The sequence below is a fragment of the Pseudomonas xantholysinigenes genome (genome assembly GCF_014268885.2).
GTDB classification, from domain to species: domain Bacteria; phylum Pseudomonadota; class Gammaproteobacteria; order Pseudomonadales; family Pseudomonadaceae; genus Aquipseudomonas; species Aquipseudomonas xantholysinigenes.
In genome coordinates, this window is the sequence record NZ_CP077095.1 from 4889865 (window position 1) to 4911331 (window position 21467).

General features: G+C 66.2%; 13 protein-coding genes. 6 read left to right on the forward strand and 7 right to left on the reverse strand.

The features are described 5' to 3' along the window. Nucleotides 1-269: 269 nt before the first annotated feature. Nucleotides 270-2603, reverse strand: coding sequence for a peptidoglycan glycosyltransferase PbpC (pbpC, locus tag HU772_RS21845; protein WP_186662283.1), 2334 nt, complete (start codon nt 2601-2603; stop codon nt 270-272). Nucleotides 2604-2671: 68 nt separating this feature from the next. On the opposite strand from pbpC, the gene HU772_RS21850 reads away from it, so the two are divergent. After that, complete coding sequence (locus HU772_RS21850) at nt 2672-2965, forward strand: hypothetical protein (protein WP_186662284.1); 294 nt, start codon at nt 2672-2674, stop codon at nt 2963-2965. 112 nt (nt 2966-3077) lie between these two features. Here HU772_RS21850 and HU772_RS21855 read toward each other — a convergent pair whose 3' ends face one another. After that, the gene (locus HU772_RS21855; RefSeq protein WP_186662285.1) at nt 3078-7982 is read right to left on the reverse strand and encodes an alpha-2-macroglobulin; all 4905 of its coding nucleotides are present in this window, start codon (nt 7980-7982) and stop codon (nt 3078-3080) included. A 268-nt stretch (nt 7983-8250) separates the two neighbouring features. On the opposite strand from HU772_RS21855, the gene HU772_RS21860 reads away from it, so the two are divergent. After that, nucleotides 8251-9588, forward strand: coding sequence for an MATE family efflux transporter (locus HU772_RS21860; RefSeq protein WP_186662286.1), 1338 nt, complete (start codon nt 8251-8253; stop codon nt 9586-9588). A 131-nt stretch (nt 9589-9719) separates the two neighbouring features. On the opposite strand, the gene HU772_RS21865 is transcribed toward HU772_RS21860, so the two are convergent. From HU772_RS21865 to HU772_RS21885, 5 genes are all read right to left on the reverse strand, one after another. Further along, nucleotides 9720-10175: an REP-associated tyrosine transposase gene (locus HU772_RS21865; RefSeq protein WP_186662287.1), complete on the reverse strand. Its 456-nt coding sequence runs from the start codon at nt 10173-10175 to the stop codon at nt 9720-9722. Nucleotides 10176-10387: 212 nt separating this feature from the next. Further along, nucleotides 10388-12301: an arginine decarboxylase gene (gene speA, locus HU772_RS21870; protein ID WP_186662288.1), complete on the reverse strand. Its 1914-nt coding sequence runs from the start codon at nt 12299-12301 to the stop codon at nt 10388-10390. A gap of 153 nt (nt 12302-12454) precedes the next feature. After that, complete coding sequence (locus HU772_RS21875) at nt 12455-12826, reverse strand: translation initiation factor Sui1 (protein WP_186662289.1); 372 nt, start codon at nt 12824-12826, stop codon at nt 12455-12457. Nucleotides 12827-13136: 310 nt separating this feature from the next. Beyond that, on the reverse strand, nt 13137-13673 hold the full coding sequence (locus HU772_RS21880) for an NUDIX hydrolase (protein ID WP_186662290.1): 537 nt from the start codon (nt 13671-13673) through the stop codon (nt 13137-13139). A 1-nt stretch (nt 13674) separates the two neighbouring features. After that, the gene (locus HU772_RS21885) at nt 13675-14742 is read right to left on the reverse strand and encodes a DUF2333 family protein (RefSeq protein WP_186662291.1); all 1068 of its coding nucleotides are present in this window, start codon (nt 14740-14742) and stop codon (nt 13675-13677) included. A gap of 250 nt (nt 14743-14992) precedes the next feature. Here HU772_RS21885 and HU772_RS21890 point away from each other — a divergent pair, with 250 nt between their 5' ends. The 4 genes from HU772_RS21890 (at nt 14993) to aroQ (ending at nt 21388) form a co-directional block, all read left to right on the forward strand. Next, the gene (locus HU772_RS21890; RefSeq protein WP_186662292.1) at nt 14993-16609 is read left to right on the forward strand and encodes a diguanylate cyclase; all 1617 of its coding nucleotides are present in this window, start codon (nt 14993-14995) and stop codon (nt 16607-16609) included. Nucleotides 16610-18012: 1403 nt separating this feature from the next. After that, nucleotides 18013-18792: a methyl-accepting chemotaxis protein gene (locus tag HU772_RS25380; protein ID WP_437182455.1), complete on the forward strand. Its 780-nt coding sequence runs from the start codon at nt 18013-18015 to the stop codon at nt 18790-18792. A 207-nt stretch (nt 18793-18999) separates the two neighbouring features. Then, complete coding sequence (locus HU772_RS21900; protein WP_186662294.1) at nt 19000-20757, forward strand: protein-disulfide reductase DsbD; 1758 nt, start codon at nt 19000-19002, stop codon at nt 20755-20757. Between the two features lie 178 nt (nt 20758-20935). Then, nucleotides 20936-21388, forward strand: a complete 453-nt coding sequence (gene aroQ / locus HU772_RS21905) for a type II 3-dehydroquinate dehydratase (RefSeq protein WP_011535870.1) — start codon at nt 20936-20938, stop codon at nt 21386-21388. The last annotated feature ends 79 nt before the right edge of the window (nt 21389-21467 follow it).

The following is a 21467-nucleotide window of genomic DNA, read 5'->3' on the forward strand; positions in this document are numbered from 1 at the left end:
CTGTCTGTGGGCCCTTTCGCGGGTAAACCCGCTCCCACAGGAGATGCACTTGCCCTGAGATCAGGGCGATCCCTGTGGCCACAGCCACCAAGGCTGGCTCCTAGAGGAGGAGCACCTGCGCTGAGATAAGTGCAATCACTGTGGGAGCAACTGTCTTGCTCAATTTCTAGAATCTGGCGCGATCCGTGTGGGAGCGGGCTTGCCCGCGAACACCGGCACAGCCGGTGCCAGGCACCGCTTGCTTCACGGATAACCCCGTTACCACGGTGTTACTCGCTGACCTGAAACGCCACCCGCGCCGTCTCGCCGCTCTCATCCAGCGCACTCAACTCGATACTGCCCGCCTGTTCGAAACGCACCGGCAAGCTGTCCTGCCCCTGGGTCTCACCCAGCGGCTGGCCATTGAGGAACCACCAGCGGCGCCCCGCGCCGCCCAAGGCCGATACCCGCAACTGCAAAGGCTCGTGACTGGTAGCCGGGCGGCGCAGGTTGTCGCCGGCGCGCACGCCGACGATCGACAGCGGCGGCGCGCTGGCCAGCACCTGCGGCGGGCAGGCCGGATCTACCGCGGGCAGCCGCGCCGCGCGTCGCTCACCTCGAGGCAGCCAGGGCTCCAGCGGGGCCGGCCACAAGACGACATCGTGGGCCTTGGCCCCGGGACAGCCAACGTCGACGCGCAGGCCCTGGTCGTTGCGCCACACCGTCTCGCGCAAGCCCAGCCCAAGGGGCTGGTCAGCCGCCAGCAAGGTCGGCGGGGTGGTGCCGTCCAGGGTCCAGGCGAAGCGCTGACGGCGGCAGTTGGGGTCCTGGCGGTTCATCGGCTGGCCCAGGGGCCAACAGATCGCCGCCACGCCCACCGACGCCGGCACTGGTTCGACCTGCACCTCGATGCCGCGCTGGCTGTCGCGATTGCTCAGCAGGTCGTGCACCTGCAGCATCAGCGGCGCCGCCGAGGCCAGACCGAACTGGCCCGGTACCGGCGTGCCGTCGGGGCGGCCAATCCAGACGCCGATCAGGTAGCGCGGGCCGACGCCCACCGACCAGGCATCGCGAAAGCCGTAGCTGGTACCGGTCTTCCACGCCAGTTGCGGGCGCTGCACCAGTTCGGCATGGGGATCGCGGTCTGGCCGGGCCTGGCCGCTGAGGATGCGCCGGGTGATCCAGGCCGAGCCTGGCGACAGCAGGCGCCGCTCCAGCAACGGATCCTGGGGTTGCAGGCGAATCTTCGCGCTGTTGCCGCCACGGCCGAACGCGGCGTAGCCACCGACCAGGTCCTCCAGGCGGCTGCCCGCGCCGCCGAGGATCAGCGACAAGTTCGGCTCGGCCAGCGGCGGCAACACCAGCGGCATGCCGCCCATGCGCATCTGCGCGGCGAAGCGCTTCGGGCCGTAGGCCTCGAGCAGCTGCACCGCCGGCAAGTTGAGCGACAACGCCAGCGCCGAGCTGGCCGACACCGGGCCGCTGAAGCCCATGGAGAAGTTGCCGGGGCGGTAGTCGCCATAGCGCCGGGGCACATCCTGCAGCAGCGATTCGGAATGGATCAGGCCGTCGTCCATGGCCATGGCATAGAGGAACGGCTTGAGGGTCGAGCCGGGTGAGCGCAAGGCGTGGATCATGTCGACATGGCCGAAGCGGCGCTCGTCGCCCAGGTCGATGGAACCGAGATAGGCGCGTACCGCCATGTTCGGGGTTTCCACCACCAGCAGCGCCGCCGAGGTGCGCTCGGGCAGGCGCGCACGCCAGCCCAGCAGCAGGTCTTCGAGACGCCGCTGCAGGGCGGCGTCGATCGTGGTGCGGATCAGTGGCGGGCTGTTTGCTGTGTTCAGGCGCCGGGCCAGCAAGGGTGCCAGCGCCGGCTCCTGGCGAGGTGCGAGCAGCAAGGGCTCTTCGCGGGCCTCGTCGATACGCTGGGCCGGCCACACCTGGTATTCGGCCAGGCGTTGCAGCACCTTGTCGCGGGCACGCTGGGCACGCTCGGGATGGCGATCCGGGCGCAGGCGACTCGGCGCCTGGGGCAGCACGGCGAGCAACGCGGCCTCGGCCGGGGTCAGGTGCTGCGGCGACTTGCCCAGGTAGGCCCAACTGGCCGCGGCCACGCCCTGCAAGGTGCCGCCGAACGGGGCCCGGTTGAGGTACAGCTGCAGGATCTCGGCCTTGGACAGGTGCCACTCCAGCTGCGCGGTGCGCCACAGTTGGCGCAACTTGCCGGCCAGGGTGCGATCGTGTGGATCGAGCAGGCGCGCCACCTGCATCGACAGCGTGCTGCCGCCAGACACCACCCGCCCGCCCCGCAGGTTGAGCCAGGCCGCGCGGGCCAGGGCCATGGGGTTGACTCCGGGATGCTGATAGAACCAGCGGTCCTCGTAGGCCAGCAGGGCCTCCAGGTACAAGGGCGAGACTTGTTCCGGGCTGACCGGATAGCGCCACACGCCGTCGGCATCGGCGAAGCGCCACAACGGCGTGCCGTCCTCGGCCAGCACCACCCGCGCCAGGTCGTCGCCGGGCATGGGCAACGGCCACAACCGATCGGCCAGCCACAACAAGGCCAGGATCACCAGCAGCGTGGCCGCCGCACGACGCAGCGGGCGCGCTAAGCTTGGCATCGGGAACCGACCGGGCCAGGTGATGGCCAAAGGCTGGGAGTCCGTGATTCGTTGATCAGGAAGCGACTATGCATGTAGAAGGTTTTTTCGAGTGGCTGGGCCAGGTACTGGGTTCGGTGATCCGCTTCATCGTCGACGGCCTGGGCGGATTGTTCAACCTGCTGGCCAACGCCGGTGGCAATTTCATCGATGGCCTGGCGCGCACGCTGGGCATGGACACCTCGCTGGTCAGCATCCTCGCGCTTATCGTTGGCCTGATGCTGCTGTACGCGGCGGTGCGCGCATTCATGCGGGCGTCGATCATCCTCGGGATCATCTGGGCGTTGCTGGGGTTGTGGGTGTTGAGTTGGGTCGTCCATTGAACATCGCATAGACGGATACAGAATCCTGTGGGAGCGGGTTTACCCGCGAATGCGATGGTGGCATCACCGACGTATTCGCGGGTAAACCCGCTCCCACAGGGGCTGTGCTGATCTAACGACCTCTTACAACCATCTCACCCTGGCTGTCGCCAATCGCCTGCAGGGTCGGCCGGTACATCGACTCCACCTGCGGCGGCGGGATGCGGTAGCTGCCCGGGGTCACCGCGCGGGCCAGGTAAAGCAAGTGAGTGGTGCCGTAGCTGTCGAGCTTGAGCGCGGCCACGTAGCGATCGTCACGGTACTCCTGGTGCACCACGCTGGCGTTCTGCATCGACTCGCGCCATTGCTTCACCGCACTGCTGGCGTTGTCCAGGCTGGCGGCACTCTGCGCCAGGTTCTGGTTTTCCAGCTCCAGGCCCGCTGGCAGCAGGTCCACCACCAGGGCATCCGGTACCTGGTCCTGGGCCTTGAGCGCCAGGTGCACCAGCACCAGGTCGCCGCTGCGCAGGTTGCGTACATCCAGCGCCTGGCCGTTCATGCCCAGGTACTCGCGGCGGATCTCCATGCCATTGCCGCTGGCGGCCGGGGCCTGGCGTGGGTAACCAGACAAGGTCAGTTGCTGGTACAGGGTGTCGCCACCCTGGTTCTGCACGGTCAGCGGCGAGGCCAGCAGCGGGCCTTCTAGCTTCATGCCGGTATCGTTGTTATCGAACTCACGCACTTCACCGGCGCTGTCCAGGCGGGCTTTCCAGTTGCCTTCCGGCTTGCCCAGCAGGCCACGGCCGGCGAGGAACAGCGCATTGCGCTCCTGGGTCGACAGCCAGCGGTTGGCGGCCAGCTCGTCGGACAGGCCGAACAGGCGCTGGTCGACCTGGTTGCCGGCGAGGTTGTTCTCCTGCAGCAGGGCGAGGATCAGCGCCTGGTCACGCAGGGCGCTGCCATAATCGGCCATCCAGCCTTTGCTGCGGGTCACCGCCAGGCCGGCCTGCAATGCCTGCTGCGCACGCTGCTTGTCGCCCATCTTGTCCAGTGCCACCGCCAGCTGCACCAGCGGCAGGCCCGAGCGGGCATCGGCGCGGCGCTCGAACAGGCTGCGCAGGGCGCCCAGCGGCGCCTGTTGGCTGCGCGCCAGCACCAGGCCGGCGTAGGCCTGCACGGCAAAGCGGGTGTGGTCGGCGTTCTGGCTGTAGTCGACCTCGATCAGGTTGCGCTCCTGCACATAACGCAGCAGGCGCTCGCTGGCCTTTTTCAGCACTTCGGCCGGTACGCCGTAGCCTTGCTCACGGGCACGCAACAGAAAGTCGGTGACATAAGCCGTCAGCCAGTACTCTTCCTCGCTGTCCGAACTCCACAGGCCGAAGCTGCCGTTGTAGCGCTGCATGCCCAGCAGGTGCTCGATGCCCATCTCGATCTTGCGCTTGCGCACATCGGCCGGCTCGCCCTTGATGCCCAGGCGCTTGAGGCTGTCGGCATCGGCGTACAGCGACGGGTACAGGCCACTGGTGGTCTGCTCCAGGCAGCCGTAGGGGTAGGCTTCCAGGGCGCGGATCTGTTCAGCGAGGTTCAGTGGTGGGCGGCTCGACAGCGCCAGGCTCGCCTCCAGGCCCGCCGGTTCGAACTCGGCCAGGTCGCTCTCCGGCAGGCTCCAGGGTTGGTCCTTGAGGGCCACGCGGTAGTGCTTGAGCATGGCCGGATAGGCCGGGCGCACGCCCAGTGTCCATTCACGCTCGAAGGCGTTGGCCGGCTCTCCCGGCAGTTGCAAGCCCTCGACCCGCACCCGCACCTTGCCCTGGCCCAGGCCGCCCTGGGCCTGCACCGGGATCATCAGGGTGGTGCGCTGGCCCTCGGCCAGGCTGACGTTCTGCTGGGCACCGCCGACCAGGCTCAACTGCCCTTCAGCGATCAGTTGCACACTCAGTTGTTGGGCGCGACCGGACAGGTTGGCCAGGTCCAGCGCCAGGCTGGTGCGGTCGCCACCGGCCAGGAAGCGCGGCGCGGACAGCTCGGCGATCAGCGGCGCGGCGACCACGGTCTTGCCCTCGGCCATGCCGAAGTGTTCGTCGGTCCAGGCCTGGGCCATCAGGCGCAATTCACCGTTGAAGTCGGGGATCTCGACAGTGGCCTGGCCTTCACCTTTTTCGTCGAGGGTCACTGGCAGGCTTTGCTGGGCAACGATGGTTACCGTGGTATTCGGGCGCTTGCCACCCTTGGCCATGGCCGCGTCGCCACCGAAGGCCAGGCTGGCCAGGCGGCCCTGGCCGGCTTCGATCAGTTGGCCGTAGATATCCAGCTGGTCGGCGCCGTAGGCCTTGCGCCCGAACAGGCTGGCGAACGGGTCGGGGGTCTTGAAATCAGTGATATTGAGGATGCCTACATCCACCGCGGACAACAGCACATGGATCTGCTTCGGCACGCTGCCGTCAGCGTTGGCGGCCTTGAACTTCACGGTCAGCGGCTGCTTGGGCCGCATCTTCTCAGGCGCCTGCAACGACACCGCCAGCTTGCGCTCGGCGCGGTCCAGCGGCAGGTGCAGCACGCCCACGGCGCGTTTCGGCGTGGCATTGGCCTTGCGCTCGCCCGGGCGGATCACCAGGGCGCTGATGTACAGGTCGTGGCGCGCCCACTTCTTGTCCAGTTCGACATCGAAGGTCTTGCCCTCGGCGGGCACGTCGATCTCCTGCCACCACAGCGGGCCATCGGCGGACTCGATCATCAGGTAACCGCTACCGGCGGCCGGCGGGGTGACGGTGACCTTGGCGGTGCCGCCATCCTTGTAGGCCGGCTTGTCCAGGGCGATCTTGACCTGGTCGGGGCGCACGGCGCCGCCCTCGGCGTTGTCCTGGGCACGGTAGCCGGCCCAGAAGCGCGCGCTGGAAACCAGGCCGGTCTGCGGGTCTTCCACTTCGACACGGTACGGCCCCCACTCCACCTGGAAGTTCAGCTTGGCAGTGGAGCCCGCCTTGACGCTGACGGTCTCCTCGGCCTGGGTGAGGAATTTCTCGTTGTAGTTGTAGCTCCAGCCGTCGCTCTGCGAGTAGTTCCAGTAGTAGTCGCGGCGCTCGCGGATCAGGCGCACCTTGAGGTTATCGGCGGCGAGCTTGTTGCCGTTGCGGTCGGCGACCAGGAACTCGAATTCCACCGGGCCGTCGCCATCGGTCTCTTCGCCATCGAACAGGCCGCGCAGGCCCGGCAGACGCTCGGCGGGCCAGATCGGTTGCTCCAGGCGGCGGGTGATCGGCCGTCCGCCAGACTCCTGCAGGCTGGCCTGCACGGTCAGTTGCAGCGGCGAGCGGGCCTCGGCCCAACGGCTCTCGATATCGATGCGGGCCTTGCCGTTCTGATCGAGGGTGACTTCGTCCAGCTCCAGGTCCTGGTTCAGGTCGGTCTCGGTGACCGCGCCGAACTGGTAGCCCGGCAGCGCCGGCACCGCTTCGCGCAGCGGGCGCACGTAGGCCTGGCCGCTGAGGCGGTTGCCGGCGGCCGGGGCGCCGTAGAGGTAACGGCCATTGACCTGGATGCTGGCGGTTGCGTCCGGGGACAGCGGTGCGGCACTGCCTTTGAGTTCCAGCGCCAGGCGTTCCGGGAGGAAGTCCTCGACGAGGAATTCATAGACTTGCTTGCGCCCACCGCCCAGGTCCAGCAGCAATTGCCAGCGACCGGTCGGGGCCTCGCTGGCCAGTTGCAGCTGGTACTGGAACAGGCCGTTCTGGTCGGCCTCCCAGACGAACTTGCGGCTGACCTGCTCGTCCGGGCGGCGCACTTCCACGCTCACCGGCTGGGCCTTGACCGGTTTGCCGTCCTGGTCACGCAGCAGGCCATTGAGCAGTACGGTCTCGCCTGGGCGATAGAGGTCGCGCGGGCCGAAGATGAAGAACTGCAACGGATTGGCCTGGGGGCCGGTGATGTCGAACTCGGCCAGGTCCAGGGCGGCGGTGTTCAGGCGCAGCAAGGTGGTGTGCACGCCCTGGGTGGCGATCAGGGTATCGGCCTTGGCGGTGATCGGCAGCTGGGCATGGCCGTCGCCGTCGGTCTTGGCCTGGGCCAGCAGCTTACCCTTGTCATCGTGCAATTCAAGAGTCACGTCCTTGAGCGCCTTGCCGCCTTCCAGGGCCTGGGTGAACACGTCCAGGCGGTCGCGGTAGCGGTGGGCGGAGACGCCGATGTCGCTGAGGGTGAACAAGGTCGCCGGCTGCGAATAGTCGTAGGTGCCAGAGGCGCGCATCACCGCCAGGTATACCCCAGGCTCCTGCAACGGCTTGATCCCGGCGATCGGCAGCAACACGGTCTCGCGGGTGTTGCGCGCAGGGTTGAGGTCGAAGCGGCCGCTGTAGACCAGCTCGGCCATGTCCAGGGTTTCCTTGGACTGGTAATAGTACAGGCTGGAATTGCGGCCCCAGTTGACCAGGAAGGTCGAGAGCATGTCCGGCTTGATGCGGAAGAACTCGACATCGACCTTGTCGACGTTCAGGGCGATCACCGGCAGGCCTTCGGCCAGGCGCGTGGGCAGCAGCGAGCCGCGGCTGGCGAAGCCCACGGTGGCTTGCATGTCGCGGGTCTCGAAGCGGCTGACCGATTCGGCCTGGAGCTGGTTGCCATTGACCGAGAGCAGGCCCTTGTCGATGGTCAGGACCATCTTGCGCTGCGGTTCCAAGTGGCGCAGGCGCAGCTCCATCTGGTTGTCGGAGAGTTCCCAGGCGCCGTCGACCTTACCCTTCACCGTGTCCACCAGGTGCAGCTTGGCGGCGAAGTCCTGGTTGGCGTCCAGCGGCGCGGAGACGCTGACCGACAGGGTGCTGGCACCGTCGAGCTGGACCTCCGAGACATCCAGCACGCTCAGCTCGCGACCGGCGTAGCGCTTGGCGAGCAGCGCCGGATCTTCGCGCTTGGCTGCCTTGGTTTCGGCGGGCGCGACGGCGCTGGCGGCATCGGCCGGCGCCGCTGGCTTGTCCGGCGTGGAGGAATCACAGGCACTGAGCAGGGCCAGCGCGCAGGCCAGCAACAATCCTTTGTTGAGCATTTGAGAGGGGACTCTTCGGCAGCGTGTACGTGAAGGGGGCAACTATAGCGCAACGCCGCGGGGGTTACCTGGCGATGCACGGCAAGTGAGACCCTGTTCGCGCCGATTGGTTGCCGGGCGGGTAGAATGCTGGCCATTCGTCAAATGGGGCGCGCTGCGCACGCCTTTCGCGGCACAAGGCCGCCCACAGGAGTATGCAGTTTCCTGTGAGAGCGGCCTTGTGTCGCGAAAGGGCTGCGCAGCAGCCCCAAGTTCCTCAGGACCTCGCATGTCTTCACTGTCCAGCGCCTGGCGCGACCGCCCCACCCACCACAAGGTCTGGGCCCTGGCCGCACCGATGATCCTGTCCAATATCTCGGTGCCATTGGTGGCGCTGGTCGACAGCACGGTGATCGGCCACCTGCCTCATGCCCACCAACTGGGCGCGGTGGCCGTCGGCGCCACGCTGTTCACCTTCATGGTCGGCCTGCTGGGCTTCCTGCGCATGGGCTCCACCGGCTTCGCCGCCCAGGCCGCCGGACGCGCCGACGGCGCCGCGCTGCGTCAGGTTCTGGTCCAGGGACTGCTGCTGGCTCTGGCCTTCGCCCTGCTGATCGGCCTGCTCGCCCTGCCCTTCAGCCAATTGGCGCTACAGGCGATGCAACCCAGCGAAGCGCTGCATGCCTCTACCGAGGCGTTCTTCCACACTCGCCTGCTCGGCCTGCCGGCGGCGCTGGCCAGCTACGCCCTGGTCGGCTGGTTCCTCGGCACCCAGAACGCCCGGGCACCGTTGGCCATCCTGTTGACCACCAACCTGCTGAACATCGCCTTGAACCTGTGGTTCGTGCTCGGCCTGGACTGGGGCGTGGTCGGTTCAGCGCGGGCCTCGGTGATCGCCGAATGGACCGCCGCCCTGCTCGGCCTGGCCCTCACCCGCCCGGCACTGCGCGCCTACCCCGGGCACATCGCCTGGGCCGCGCTGAAGCGCTGGCAGGCCTGGCGGCCGCTGCTGGCGGTGAACCGCGATATCTTCCTGCGCAGCCTGGCGCTGCAGCTGGTATTCCTGCTGTTGACCGTGCAGGGCGCGCGGTTGGGCGAAGCCACGGTGGCGGCCAACGCCCTGCTGCTCAATGGCCTGCTGCTGACTGCCTATGCCCTCGATGGCCTGGCCCACGCGGTCGAGGCCTTGTGCGGCCATGCCATCGGCGCCTGCGATCGCCAGTCGCTGCAGCGGGCATTGGTGGTGGCCTGTGGCTGGTCGCTGATCGTCAGCCTGGGGTTCGCGGTGCTGTTTCTGCTGGGCGGCCATCTGTTCATTGACCAGCAGACCGATATCGCCAGTGTGCGCGAGGCGGCGTATCCGTATCTGCCGTATCTAGCGGTGTTGCCGTTGGTGGCGGTGTGGAGTTACCTGCTCGATGGGTTGTTCATCGGCGCGACGCGGGCGCGGGAGATGCGCAATGCGATGCTGGTGTCGGTGCTGATTGCGTTGCCCGTGGCGGTTGTCATGCGTGGGTTGGGCAACCATGGGTTGTGGTTGGCCTTCTTGCTGTTCATGGCGCTGAGGGCGGTGACCCTGGGGTGGGTGGGGTGGCGGTTGCAGGAAAAGGGGCGTTGGGTTCAGTGACGTCGGGGCCGCTGTGCGGCCCTTCGCGACACAAGGCCGCTCCAGGGGGATCGTGCATGGCAATTATTGCGCGATCGCCTGTAGGAGCGGCCTTGTGTCGCGAAATGAGGGCGAAGCCCTCACCTGCGGGCTCACAACCACACACAATCCCAGTGTGGGTACTCGCCGGCTCGCCTAACCAGTCCAGCCCGAATCGGGTTGGCGATGATGTAACGGGCAGCAGCCCTGACATCCTCGTCTTTGCGCAATGCCCGGTCGTAAAACCCAGGCTGCCAGATGTGCTTTCGCTCGGCACCTTTACGGTAAAGAGCACAGCTGCTTCGCGACTTGAAGGCACACATGAGTTTGTCCAGGCTGGTAGGCCCAAGCTCGATCAACCAGTGCAGATGGTCTGGCATCAGAACCCAAGCCAATGTACGGCAGCTACCTTCATGATCATTCAGACGCAATTGATAGATGGCCGCTCGCGCCAACCAAAGGTTCTGAAACAGTGGGTTCCGCTGGCGGGTAACGGTAGTTAGTAGATAAAGCCTGCCTGATTCTGAAAAGCGCCCTTGGCGCAGGCGATGATTACCGTGACGGTCCATGTCGACTTCCTTTGAACATTGCATTCGCAGGATAGGTGTCTCGATGAAGGATCGCGTAAGCGGATCATTACCGGGAATGACGCGGTGAGGGCTGCGCCCTCAGATCGCGACACAAGGCCGCTCCTACAGGGGGATCGCGTATGACAATTACTGCGCAATCGCCTGTAGGAGCGGCCTTGTGTCGCGAAAGGGCCGCAAAGCGGCCCCGGCGATTACGAAGACAAGTACGAAGACCGGGTCAACCCAAGCCGCAGCGCATCAAGGAACTGCGTACGCTCACGCGCGCTGATCCGTGCGCTGGCCACCTTGTCGCGGTAGTGGGTCATCAACTCCTCCGGCGACAGGTGCACATAACGCAGCATGTCCTCGATGGTGTCGTGGGTCTCGATACCGGCGTGGTACACGCTGCCGTCGGCGTTCTGGTAGATGTTCACCGAGTCGGTGTCGCCGAACAGGTTGTGCATGTCGCCGAGGATTTCCTGGTAGGCACCCACCAGGAACACGCCGAGCAGGTAGTCTTCGCCTTCCTTGACCGCGTGCACCGGCATGCTGGTCTCGATGCTCTGCTCGTCGACGTACTGGTTGATCTTGCCGTCGGAATCGCAGGTCAGGTCCTGCAGCACCGCGCGGCGCAGCGGCTCTTCGTCCAGGCGATGCAGCGGGATGATCGGCAGCACCTGGCCGATGGCCCAGGTGTCCGGCAGGCTCTGGAACACCGAGAAGTTGCAGATGTACTTGTCGGCCAGCTTGTCGTTGAGCTCATCCAGCACCTGGCGGTGCGAGCGCTGGCGAGCCTTGAGCGAGTTGTGCAGGCGCCGGCACACGGCAAAGTAGCACTGCTCGGCCAGGGCCTTTTCCGCCAGGGTCAGCTTGCCGTCGGCGTACTGCGCGGCCACGTCGCCCATGTAGTGGGTAGCACGCCAGTAGGTCTCGGTAACCATCTCGATGTCGGTGGGGCCGAGCAGGTCGGCCAGCCACTGCACGGTCTCGGGCAGCGCCTCCTTGTTCTCGATGGTCGGCACTTCGTCGTTGTGGCTCTCGACGTCGGTGACCTGGATCACCAGCATGGCGTGGTGCGCGGTCAGCGAGCGGCCGCTCTCGGAGAAGATGTGCGGGTGCGGCAGGCCCTGCGCGTCGCAGAACTCCTTGAGCATCCCGACCACCACCCCGGCGTAGTCGTCCATGTCGTAGTTGATCGAGCTGGCGTTGCGCGAGTGGGTACCGTCGTAGTCCACGCCCAGGCCACCACCGACGTCGATGTGGTCGACTGGCAGGCCCAGGGCACGCAGTTCGCCGTAGTAGCGAATGGCTTCCTTGAAACCGTGCTGGTAGTCGGCCAGGTTGGCGATCTGCGAACCCATGTGGAAATGCAGCAGGCGGATGCCCTGGTCGAGCCCTGCGTCACGGAAGCGCTGCACCACCGAGATCAGCTGGGCGGCGGACAGGCCGAACTTGGACTTTTCGCCCCCGGTATCGGCCCACTTGCTCGAGGCCAGCGACGACAGGCGCACGCGCAGGCCGACCTGCGGCTTGACCTTCAGGTCCGCGGCTTCCTCGATCACCAGGGCGACCTCGGATTCCTTCTCGATGACGATGAACACGTTGTGGCCGAGCTTCTGGCCCATCAGCGCCAGGCGGATGAACTCGCGGTCCTTGTAGCCGTTGCAGACGATGGTGCCGCCCTTCGGCGCCAGCGCCAGCACTGCCAGCAGCTCAGGCTTGGAGCCGGCTTCCAGGCCGATGGAGACGTTCTGGGTGGCGATGATGTTCTCCACCACCGCTTCCTGCTGGTTGACCTTGATCGGGTACAGCGCGGTGTACTGGCTCTGGTATTCCAGGCGTGCGATGTTGGCGTCGAAGGCGCCGGTCAGCTGGCGCACGCGGTCCTGCAGGATGTCCGGGAAACGCACCAGCAGCGGCAGCGACAAGCCGCTCTGGCGCAGCTCCTGGACCTGCTCGAACAGGTCGATCGGCGCGCTGTCCGGGCCGTTGGGGCGCACTTCGACGCGCCCGGCTTCATTGATGGCGAAATAACCTGCGCCCCAATGGCGGATGCCGTAAACACTGCGGCTGTCGGCCACGGTCCATTGGCTACCATCGTCTTTGCGTGTGCGTCGTACGGACATTCAAGTCCCCTGTATGAAAAGTCGATAACACTGCCCCGCTTCGGGCGCAGGCAGTGTAGATACTGAAAATGACGATTCTTCCGTGCCCAGGCATAGACCCTGGCCACCGGAACGAGTTTAGAAAGCACTGGGCAAAAAATCGCGCGGCTGCACTCAGCCGCCGGATTTCTTCGCCTTGAAACCCTGTTTGATCAGCTCGGCGAGCAGCAGCTCGACGTGGTCGCCCTGGATTTCAATGACGCCATCCTTGAGCGCGCCGCCGGTACCGCAGCGGCGCTTGAGCGTGCTGGCGAGCTCCTTGAGCGGCTCCAGCGCCAGCGGCACACCGGTGATGGTGGTCACGGTCTTGCCGCCACGGCCTTTGCTTTCACGGCGCACACGGGCAATGCCGTCGCCTTCGGGGATGACCTGCTGCTTGCAGACACAAGCATCCACCGGCTGGCCACAGTCGGGACAGTGCCGACCGACATCGGTGGAATATACGAGACCGCCAAGGGCGGCGAAGGAAGAAGCTTTCTTGGCCACTTTTGTTCCTCTGTGCTGAGGACAAAAACTGGTCGGCGGGTGCCGACCGCGAAGCCCCACTCTGGCAGGGGCGGCGCTACTGCCGCAAGGTCCTGCGGCAGCCCGAAAAGGGCGCGCAGTGTAACGATAAATCTGGCTGTTGCTAAGTACAGGATTGCGCCATTTTACGAAAGTTTTGCGACCTTTAGGTCACAGGGGCTGCTACGCAGCCCTTTCGCGACGCAAGGCCGCTCCTACAGGAGAACGTGATCCCCTGTGAGCGGCCTTGTGTCGCGAAAGGGGCGCAACACGCCCCCAACAGGCAACACCGCTAAATCAGACGGTTCCTGTACCGCTGCAACGCCACCAGCGAATCCGGGCAATACGGTCGCTGCGCGCTTTCCGCCTGGGCCTGCTCGACACTGATAAACCGCGCCTCGATGACCTCCTCGGGCTGCAAGCGTAGCGCTCCGTCCCACACCGCCGAATACACCGCGCACCACAAGCGGTTGCCCGGTTGCTCGAAGTAGAACGTCTCGTGAAAACGCAACTCGACGCCGCTCACCCCCAGCTCCTCGGCAAGCTCCCGGGCCGCCGAATCGGCGTAGGACTCCTGCACTCCGACCATGCCGCCGGCCGCCACGTCCCAGTAACCGGGATACAGCGCCTTGCTCAGGGTACGCCGGTGCACGCACAGCTCGCCCGCGCTATTGAACAGCAGGATGAAGGTGCAGCGGCCGATCAAGCCGCGCTCGCGCAGCTCGGCCCTGGGCAGGGCGCCAAGTGGCTGGTCATGTGCGTCGACCCAGGCCACCAGTTCGGCGTCGGAGGCCGCGCGGTGCGCGACCTCGGCAGGGTTGATCGGCATGTCAGCCCTGGGACAGCAGTTGGCGCAGGTCGATGACCGCAGCGTTGGCCCGGGAGATGTAGTTGGCCATTACCAGCGAATGGTTGGCCCACATGCCAAAGCCGCTGCCATTGAGCACCATCGGGCTCCACAGCGCTTCCTGCGAGGCTTCCAGCTCGCGGATGATCTGCCGCACGCTGACCGTGGCGTTCTTCTTCGCCAGCACGTCGGCGAAGTCCACCTCGATGGCGCGCAACAGGTGCGACAGCGCCCAGGCCTGGCCACGGGCCTCGTAGAACACGTTGTCGATTTGCAGCCACGGGGTCTCGACCACTTCCTCGTCGACCTGCGGCGCCTGGCCCGGAGCCACCGACTCGGTCTTCAGGGTGTTGTTCAGCTTGACTCGGCCGACACTGGCCGACAGGCGCTGCGACAGTGAGCCCAGGCGGGTGGCGACATCGCCCAGCCAGTTGTTCAGGTTGTCGGCGCGGGTGTAGAAGATCGCCCCTTGGTCACCCTTGGCCAAACGAGTCTGGTAACGGTTCAGCGACTTGATGCCCTCTTCGAACTCCGACTCGCTCGACGGCAGGATCCAGCTCTTGTTGTCGAAGTTGAAACGCGGCTCGGCCTTGGCCAGGTCGGCGTCCTCAGTGGACTGCGACTGCGAACGGGCGAAGTCCTTGCGCAAGGCGCGGGACAGGTCGCGGACCTGGACCAGCACGCCATACTCCCAGCTCGGCATGTTGTCCATCCACAGGCCCGGTGGGAAACGGTCGTTGGAGATATAACCACCCGGCTTGTCAAGCAGGGTGCCGGCCACGGTCTTGAGGGTTTCGACGGTGGTGTAGCCAACCACCATCTGCTGGCCGTTGCGCTCGGCGGCGGCCTGGGCGTTCTGCTGCACCGGGAACAGCGCCGGCTCCTGGCTCCAGTACCAGCCCAGGCCGATGCACACCAGCAGGTACAGGCCGATCAGGGTACCCAGGGCGCGGCTCCAGAGGCCACCCAGGTAGCTGCGGGTGGCGGCGCCACGGGTGTCGACCCGCTCACGGGGCTCGGCCTTGGCCTCGCGGTTTTTCCAATCCAGCATGGCATTGTCCTTAAGTTCAAACGCGACAGTTAGGGGCTTGGACCACGGGCTCGCGCCAGGGTGCCACGGCAAGCCCACGTGGCAGCACTATAAAGCAGACGTCGCCATTCGTATAAGCGACCATCAGGTCAGCAACTGAATAATAATTCCGTAAACACTTTGTTGACCCCAGGCATTCGCTTGTCGAAAAGCGGTGCTAGCATAGAGCCATCATCGAACCTGCACCCTCCCCCTTATAAGTAGTCAGGACATGACCCAGCCAGCCGAGCCCAGCCACGAGCGCCTCAAGCAGCACTTTGCCCAGCGGGTCATCCACCAGGCCCGACAGATCCTCGAGATCTGGCAGCGCCTGCAACGGGGGGAGTGGTCCAGTGGCGACCTGGGCGAACTGTGCGAGGCCAACCTGCGCCTGCAGCGCTACGCCGAACGCTTCGAACAGCCCGAGCATGGCAGCCTGTCGGCGGCCATCGGCCAGACCCTGCGCGCCATCGAGGCCAACAGCGCACGGCTCAACTCCGAACTGATCAGCGAGCTCAACCGGCTGATGCAGCGCCTGTCGCGCACGGGCCTGCGCAAGGGCGACCAGCTCGACAACGTGCCCCTGCCGCCGCTGCGCAAGCCCGTCTACATCCTGCTGCAGGACCACGAGCGCGCCGAACGCCTGGCCCAGCAGCTGGAGTTCTTCGGCCTGAGCGTGCAAGCACTGTACAGCGCCGAGGCTTTCCAGGCGTCGATGAGCGAACGCCTGCCATCGGCCATCGTCATGGACGTCGACTTCACCGGCAGCGGCCTCGGCCTGCAACTGGCAGCCCAGGCCCAGCAAGGCCTGGAGCAGCACATCCCGCTGCTGTTCTTCAGCCTGCACGAAACCGACACCCCGACCCGCCTGGCCGCCGTGCGCGCCGGCGGCCAGGAGTTCCTCACCGGCACCCTGGACGCCTCAAGCCTGCTGGAGAAACTCGAACTGCTGACCAGCGCCGCCCAGTATGAGCCGTTCCGCGTGCTGGTGATCGACGACTCCCGCGCCCAGGCCCTGCACACCGAACGCCTGCTCAACAGCGCCGGGATCATCACCCGCACCCTCACCGAGCCGATCCGCACCATGAGCGAGCTGGCCGACTTCCAGCCCGACCTGATCATCCTCGACATGTACATGCCCGCCTGTACCGGCACCGAGCTGGCCAAGGTGATCCGCCACAATGACCGCTACGTCAGCGTGCCGATCATCTACCTGTCGGCCGAGGACGACCTGGACAAGCAGCTCGACGCCATGAGCGAAGGCGGCGACGACTTCCTCACCAAGCCGATCCGCGCCCGCCACCTGATCACCACCGTGCGCAACCGCGCAGCACGGGCTCGCCACCTCAAGGCGCGGATGGTCCGCGACAGCCTCACCGGGCTGTACAACCACACCCATATCCTGCAACTGCTCGAGGATTGCAGCTTCCGCGCCCGCCGCGAAGCGCAGCCGCTGAGCTTCGCCATGCTCGATATCGACCACTTCAAGAAGATCAACGACCGCCACGGCCACCCCATGGGCGACCGGGTGATCAAGAGCCTGGCGCTGTTCCTCAAGCAACGCCTGCGCAAGACCGACTTCATCGGCCGCTACGGCGGCGAGGAGTTCGCCATCGTCATGCCCAACACCGGGCTCGAGGCCGCGCACAAGGTGCTCGATGAAATCCGCCGGCGCTTTGCCGAGATCCACTACCCGGCGCAACCCCACGACCTGCAATGCACCTTCAGCGCCGGGGTGGTGCAGCTGGACGACAGCCTCGATGCGCTGACCATGGCCAGTGCCGCCGACGAGGCGCTGTACCGGGCCAAGCATGCCGGGCGCAATTGCGTGGTCAGGGTCGAGCCATGATCGCCGACATCGTCCACTCTAATGGAAAACTCGTAATCCACTAATTTAACTCGACCCTGTAGGAGCGCCCTTTCGCGACGCAAGGCCGCTCCTACAGAGAGCAACCTTCAAACAATAGCGGCACTGTGCCACTTTTTTATGGCGCCAACCCGCCGTCGTCATCACCCCGTCACAAAACAGCAATAACTTCAGGCGCCTCCCCCCGCAGGAAGTTCGCGGCTATGCGCCTGAAGTGGCTGACCAATTTCAATACCCTGTTGCTGGTGACCGTGTGCATCGCCCTGGGCGCGACCCTCTGGTGGTCGCAACGCGCCCTGGAGCGCCCCTATCAATTGATGGAGCGCTACCTGGGCCTGTCGCAACAGTTCCAGAACGACGCCGCGCGCAATGTCCAGGCCTACCTGGCCAGCGGCGATGCCCTGCGCCATTCCGCGGCAGTGCAAGCCACCCAGCAGCTCCAGGGCGCATTGGCGGACTGGCCCGAGGACCTCTCGGCCAAGCTGCGTCCGAGCCTGGACAGCCTGCAGGCCTTCACTGGCAACGAACTGCTCGCCGCCGGCAAGCTGGCAGGCGACCCGCAAGCCCTGTTGCTGCAGGCCGAACGTGAACTGGGGGCGAACTTCGAACAGCTGTCGGCTTACGCCCGCGACAGCGGCAGCAGCGATGCCAGCCGTTACCTGGCGCCGCTGCTCGATGCCTCCGTGCACCTGGGCCGGCTATCGCTGGCCCGTGACAAGCTGGTCAGCAGCGGCCGCGCAGAACTGGCCGACGAAGTCGAGCGCGAGCTGCAACTGATCCGCGCCCAGGCCCAGGTGATCGACGCCCTGCCCTTGCTGGGCGTGACCCGCGCCGCCGAGTCCAATGCCGACGACTTCGCCGCCATGATGGGCCTGCAATCCCAGGCCAGCGAGCAGCAGGAGGACGTCGCCGTCGGCCTCAAGCGCGAACTGCAGAGCCTGCTGGGCCGCTACCCCGCCGAACTGCAGCGCACCCGCGAACAGATCGAGCGCCGCGCCGCCCTGGCCGCCAGCACCGGCGAGCGCCTGGAGGCCGTGCAACTCGCCATCGCCGGCCTCGAGCCGCAGGTACGCGCCCAGCACGGCAAGATCGCCGCAGAGGTGCGCATCATGCAGGGCCTGATGATCGGCCTGATCCTGCTCATCGCCCTGCTGATCGACACCCTGCAACGGCGCCTGGCCCGCACCCTGACCAGCCTGGCCCCGGCGCTATCGCGCTGGGCCGAGGGCGACTTCGCGCAGGCCATCGAGCTGGGCAGGACCAACCGCGAGCTGCATGACATCGAGGCATCGCTCAACCGCCTGCGCCAGTACCTGGTGGGGCTGGTCGACACGCTGCGCCACAACGCCGAACAAGTTGCCGGCAGCAGCCACGCCCTGGCCGGCATGAGCAGCGCCCTGCACGACGGCGCCGAGCGCCAGGCCGGCGATACCGCGCAGATCCGTGATGCCCTGGGTGAGCTGGAAGCGACCATCCAGCAAGTGGCCGGTGACGCCAGCGCCGCCGCCGACGCCAGCCGCGATGCCGGCCAGGCCGTCGAACAGGGCCAGGCGGTGATCGGCCAGAGCCTGTCCGGCCTGCGCGCCTTGGTCGACGAGGTGCAGGGCAACGCACGCATGATCGAACAGCTGGCCGAGGAGTCGGCCACCATCGGCGGCGTGCTCACGGTGATCCGCGCAATCGCCGAGCAGACCAACCTGCTGGCGCTCAACGCCGCCATCGAAGCGGCCCGGGCCGGCGAAATGGGTCGCGGTTTCGCCGTGGTGGCCGACGAGGTGCGTTCGCTGGCCCAGCGCACCACCGGCGCCACAGGGGAAATCCAGGCCCTGATCGACCGCCTGCAGCAAGCGGCCCGCGAGTCGGTGGTCGGCATGCGCGCGCAGCTGGAGCACGCCGAGGCCACCGCCAGCCAGGCGCAGTCGGCCGATGGCGCGCTGGATGCGATCGTCAGCGCCATACGCACCATTGCCGACACGGCGGTGCGGATCGCCGATGTAACCGCGCAGCAGACCGGGGCGGTAAGCGAGATTCGTGACCATAGTGAGCGGATTCACGCCCTGGGCGAGGACAACCTGCAACGCATTGGCGAAGGGCGTGAGCAGGGTGAGCAGTTGCTCAAGCTGGGCGGTGAGTTGAATACGGCGGTGCGGGCGTTCCGCCTGTGACGGCCTCTTCGCGGCGGTGCGGCGGTCCGACAAGCCCGCTCCCACAGGTGTGGTGCATGCCCTGAGGTCGGCGCGGTCCCTGTGGGAGCGGGTTTACCCGCGAAAGGGCCGGCACAGGCAGCCATGTGTCGCCCCTGCAGCCCACCTGCCCCCAATACTGGCCAACTCCGCTATCATGCCCGCCACGTTCCACCTCGCGAGTCCGCCATGCGCCGCCTGTTTTTCCTGCTGTTCCTGCTGCTGGCCAGCCCCGCCTTCGCCACGGGCCTGCTCGACAACCGCCCCAGCGCCACCCTCGGCGCCGTCTCCAACAGCGCCGATTTCCTGCCGGTGCACGAGGCCTTCAAGCTCAGCCTGGTCCAGGCCGATGCCCAGAGCGTCAAGCTGCGCTTCGTCGCCACCGACGGCTACTACCTCTATCGCCATCGTTTCCAGTTCCGCAGCGAACCTGCGGACATCAAGCTGGGCACGCCGAACATCCCCAAGGGCGAGGCCAAGCATGATGAGTTCTTCGGCGATGTCGAGGTGTATCACGGGGTACTCGATATCGAACTGCCCCGCAGCGATGCACGAGCCTTCACCCTGCTGGTGGGCTACCAGGGCTGCGCCGACAAGGGCCTGTGCTATCCGCCGGAAACCGCACGGCTGAGCATTGACGGCGAAGGCCCGGCACAGCCGGCCGCCAGCGAACCGGGCTGGAGCTGGAAATCCCTGGCGCTGTTCTTCCTCGCCGGGCTTGGCCTGACCTTCACCCCCTGCGTGCTACCGATGCTGCCGATCCTCTCCGGCGTGGTCCTGCGTGGCCAGGTCGGCGGCCTGCGCGGCTTGTCGCTGTCGCTGGCCTACGTCTTGCCGATGGCCGCCAGTTTCGCCGTGCTCGGCGCGCTGATGGGCCTGTTCGGTGCCGGCCTGAACCTGCAGGCACGGTTGCAGTCGGCCTGGGTGCTGGTGCCGTTCGCGGCATTCTTCGTGCTGTTCGCCCTGGCCATGTTCGGCCTGTTCGAGATCAAGCTGCCCCAGGCCCTGAGCAGCCGCCTGGACAGCGTCGCCAACCGCACCAAGGGCGGCTCGCTGCTGGGCGCAGCGATTCTCGGTGTGCTGTCCAGCCTGCTGGTGTCGCCCTGCGTCTCAGCACCGCTGGCCGGTGCTCTGCTGTACATCAGCGCCAGCGGCGATGCCCTTGGCGGCGCGCTCAAGCTGTTCGCCCTGGGCCTGGGCATGGGCGCTCCGCTGTTGCTGGTGGCGACTGGCGGCGCGGCCTGGCTGCCCAGGAGCGGCCCGTGGATGAACACCGTGAAGAACGCCATCGGCGTATTGCTGCTGGGCCTGGCCATCGGCCTGCTCAGCCGGGTGTTGCCGGGCCCTGTCACGCTGTTGCTGATCGGCCTGCTGGCCGCTGGCGTGGCGCTGTTCCTCGGCGCCCTCGAATTCGTGGTCAAGACCCCGCGCGAGCGCCTCGCGCAACTGCTTGGCCTGGCGTTGCTGGTCTATGCCCTGGCCTGCTGGTACGGCGCGCTGAGTGGCCAAGGTGATCCCCTGCGACCACTGCCAGCGCCGGCCTCGGCGAGCAGCACAGCCGTGGCCAAGGCCGATGCCTGGCACAGCATAACCACCCCGGCCGCCCTCGACGCGGCCTTGGCCTCGGCCAAGGCCGCCGGACAGCCGGTGCTGCTGGACTGGTACGCCGACTGGTGCATCAGCTGCAAGGTGATCGAGCACGACGTGCTCACCGCGCCAGCGGTGCAAGCGCAACTGGGCGCGTTCCGCCTGCTGCGCTTTGACATCACCGAGAGCAACGCCGCGCAGCGCGCCCTGCTCGACCGCTACCAGCTGTTCGGCCCACCGGCACTGATGTTCTTTGCGGCGAACGGCAGCGAAATGACCAGCGATCGCGTGATCGGCGAGATAAACGCCGGCGATTTCGCGCAGATCCTGGCCCGCGTGCGCGGTCAACTCGGGCTATAACTTCCCGCAGCCTGGGAAAAATCGGCGATCCAGTGACCAGAGTTAATTATCCGGTCACATACTTTGCGCGAACCTCGGACATCGTGCTGGCTATTGCCGGGAACTGGACACCCATCGCCGGTTCCGGCATAGTCGCCGCGCTATGTCGAATTGCCCTACAAAACCGAAGGAACTGCAGATGGCAACCCTACTGGTGCTGCACGGCCCCAACCTGAACCTGCTCGGCACCCGTGAACCGGGCCACTACGGCGCGGCCACCCTCGCCCAGATCAATCAGGACCTGGAGCAGCGCGCCCGCGCCGCCGGTCACCACCTGCAGTACCTGCAGAGCAATGCCGAGTACGAATTGATCGACCGGATCCACGCCGCGCGCAACGAAGGCGTGGACTTCATCCTGATCAATCCGGCCGCTTTCACGCATACCAGCGTCGCATTACGTGACGCGTTGCTCGCGGTGAGCATCCCATTCATCGAAGTGCACCTGTCCAACGTGCACAAGCGTGAACCGTTCCGCCACCACTCCTACTTTTCCGATGTCGCCGTAGGGGTGATCTGCGGCCTGGGCGCCACCGGCTACCGGTTGGCCCTGGAGTCCGCGCTGGAACACCTGGCTGCCAACGCACAGCCCTGATGACACAAGGCCTTGGCCCCGATGGGCCGAGGCCCGGAAGAAACGTTTTCGACACGTTTTCAAACTACGTCCCCGACCG

Bases quoted from the DNA above. Each gene is read 5' to 3' on its own strand.
- pbpC (WP_186662283.1), bottom strand. From the start codon at position 2,603: ATGCCAAGCTTAGCGCGCCCGCTGCGTCGTGCGGCGGCCACGCTGCTG.
- HU772_RS21850 (WP_186662284.1), top strand. From the start codon at position 2,672: ATGCATGTAGAAGGTTTTTTCGAGTGGCTGGGCCAGGTACTGGGTTCG.
- HU772_RS21855 (WP_186662285.1), bottom strand. From the start codon at position 7,982: ATGCTCAACAAAGGATTGTTGCTGGCCTGCGCGCTGGCCCTGCTCAGT.
- HU772_RS21860 (WP_186662286.1), top strand. From the start codon at position 8,251: ATGTCTTCACTGTCCAGCGCCTGGCGCGACCGCCCCACCCACCACAAG.
- HU772_RS21865 (WP_186662287.1), bottom strand. From the start codon at position 10,175: ATGGACCGTCACGGTAATCATCGCCTGCGCCAAGGGCGCTTTTCAGAA.
- speA (WP_186662288.1), bottom strand. From the start codon at position 12,301: ATGTCCGTACGACGCACACGCAAAGACGATGGTAGCCAATGGACCGTG.
- HU772_RS21880 (WP_186662290.1), bottom strand. From the start codon at position 13,673: ATGCCGATCAACCCTGCCGAGGTCGCGCACCGCGCGGCCTCCGACGCC.
- HU772_RS21885 (WP_186662291.1), bottom strand. From the start codon at position 14,742: ATGCTGGATTGGAAAAACCGCGAGGCCAAGGCCGAGCCCCGTGAGCGG.
- HU772_RS21890 (WP_186662292.1), top strand. From the start codon at position 14,993: ATGACCCAGCCAGCCGAGCCCAGCCACGAGCGCCTCAAGCAGCACTTT.
- HU772_RS25380 (WP_437182455.1), top strand. From the start codon at position 18,013: ATGAGCAGCGCCCTGCACGACGGCGCCGAGCGCCAGGCCGGCGATACC.
- HU772_RS21900 (WP_186662294.1), top strand. From the start codon at position 19,000: ATGCGCCGCCTGTTTTTCCTGCTGTTCCTGCTGCTGGCCAGCCCCGCC.
- aroQ (WP_011535870.1), top strand. From the start codon at position 20,936: ATGGCAACCCTACTGGTGCTGCACGGCCCCAACCTGAACCTGCTCGGC.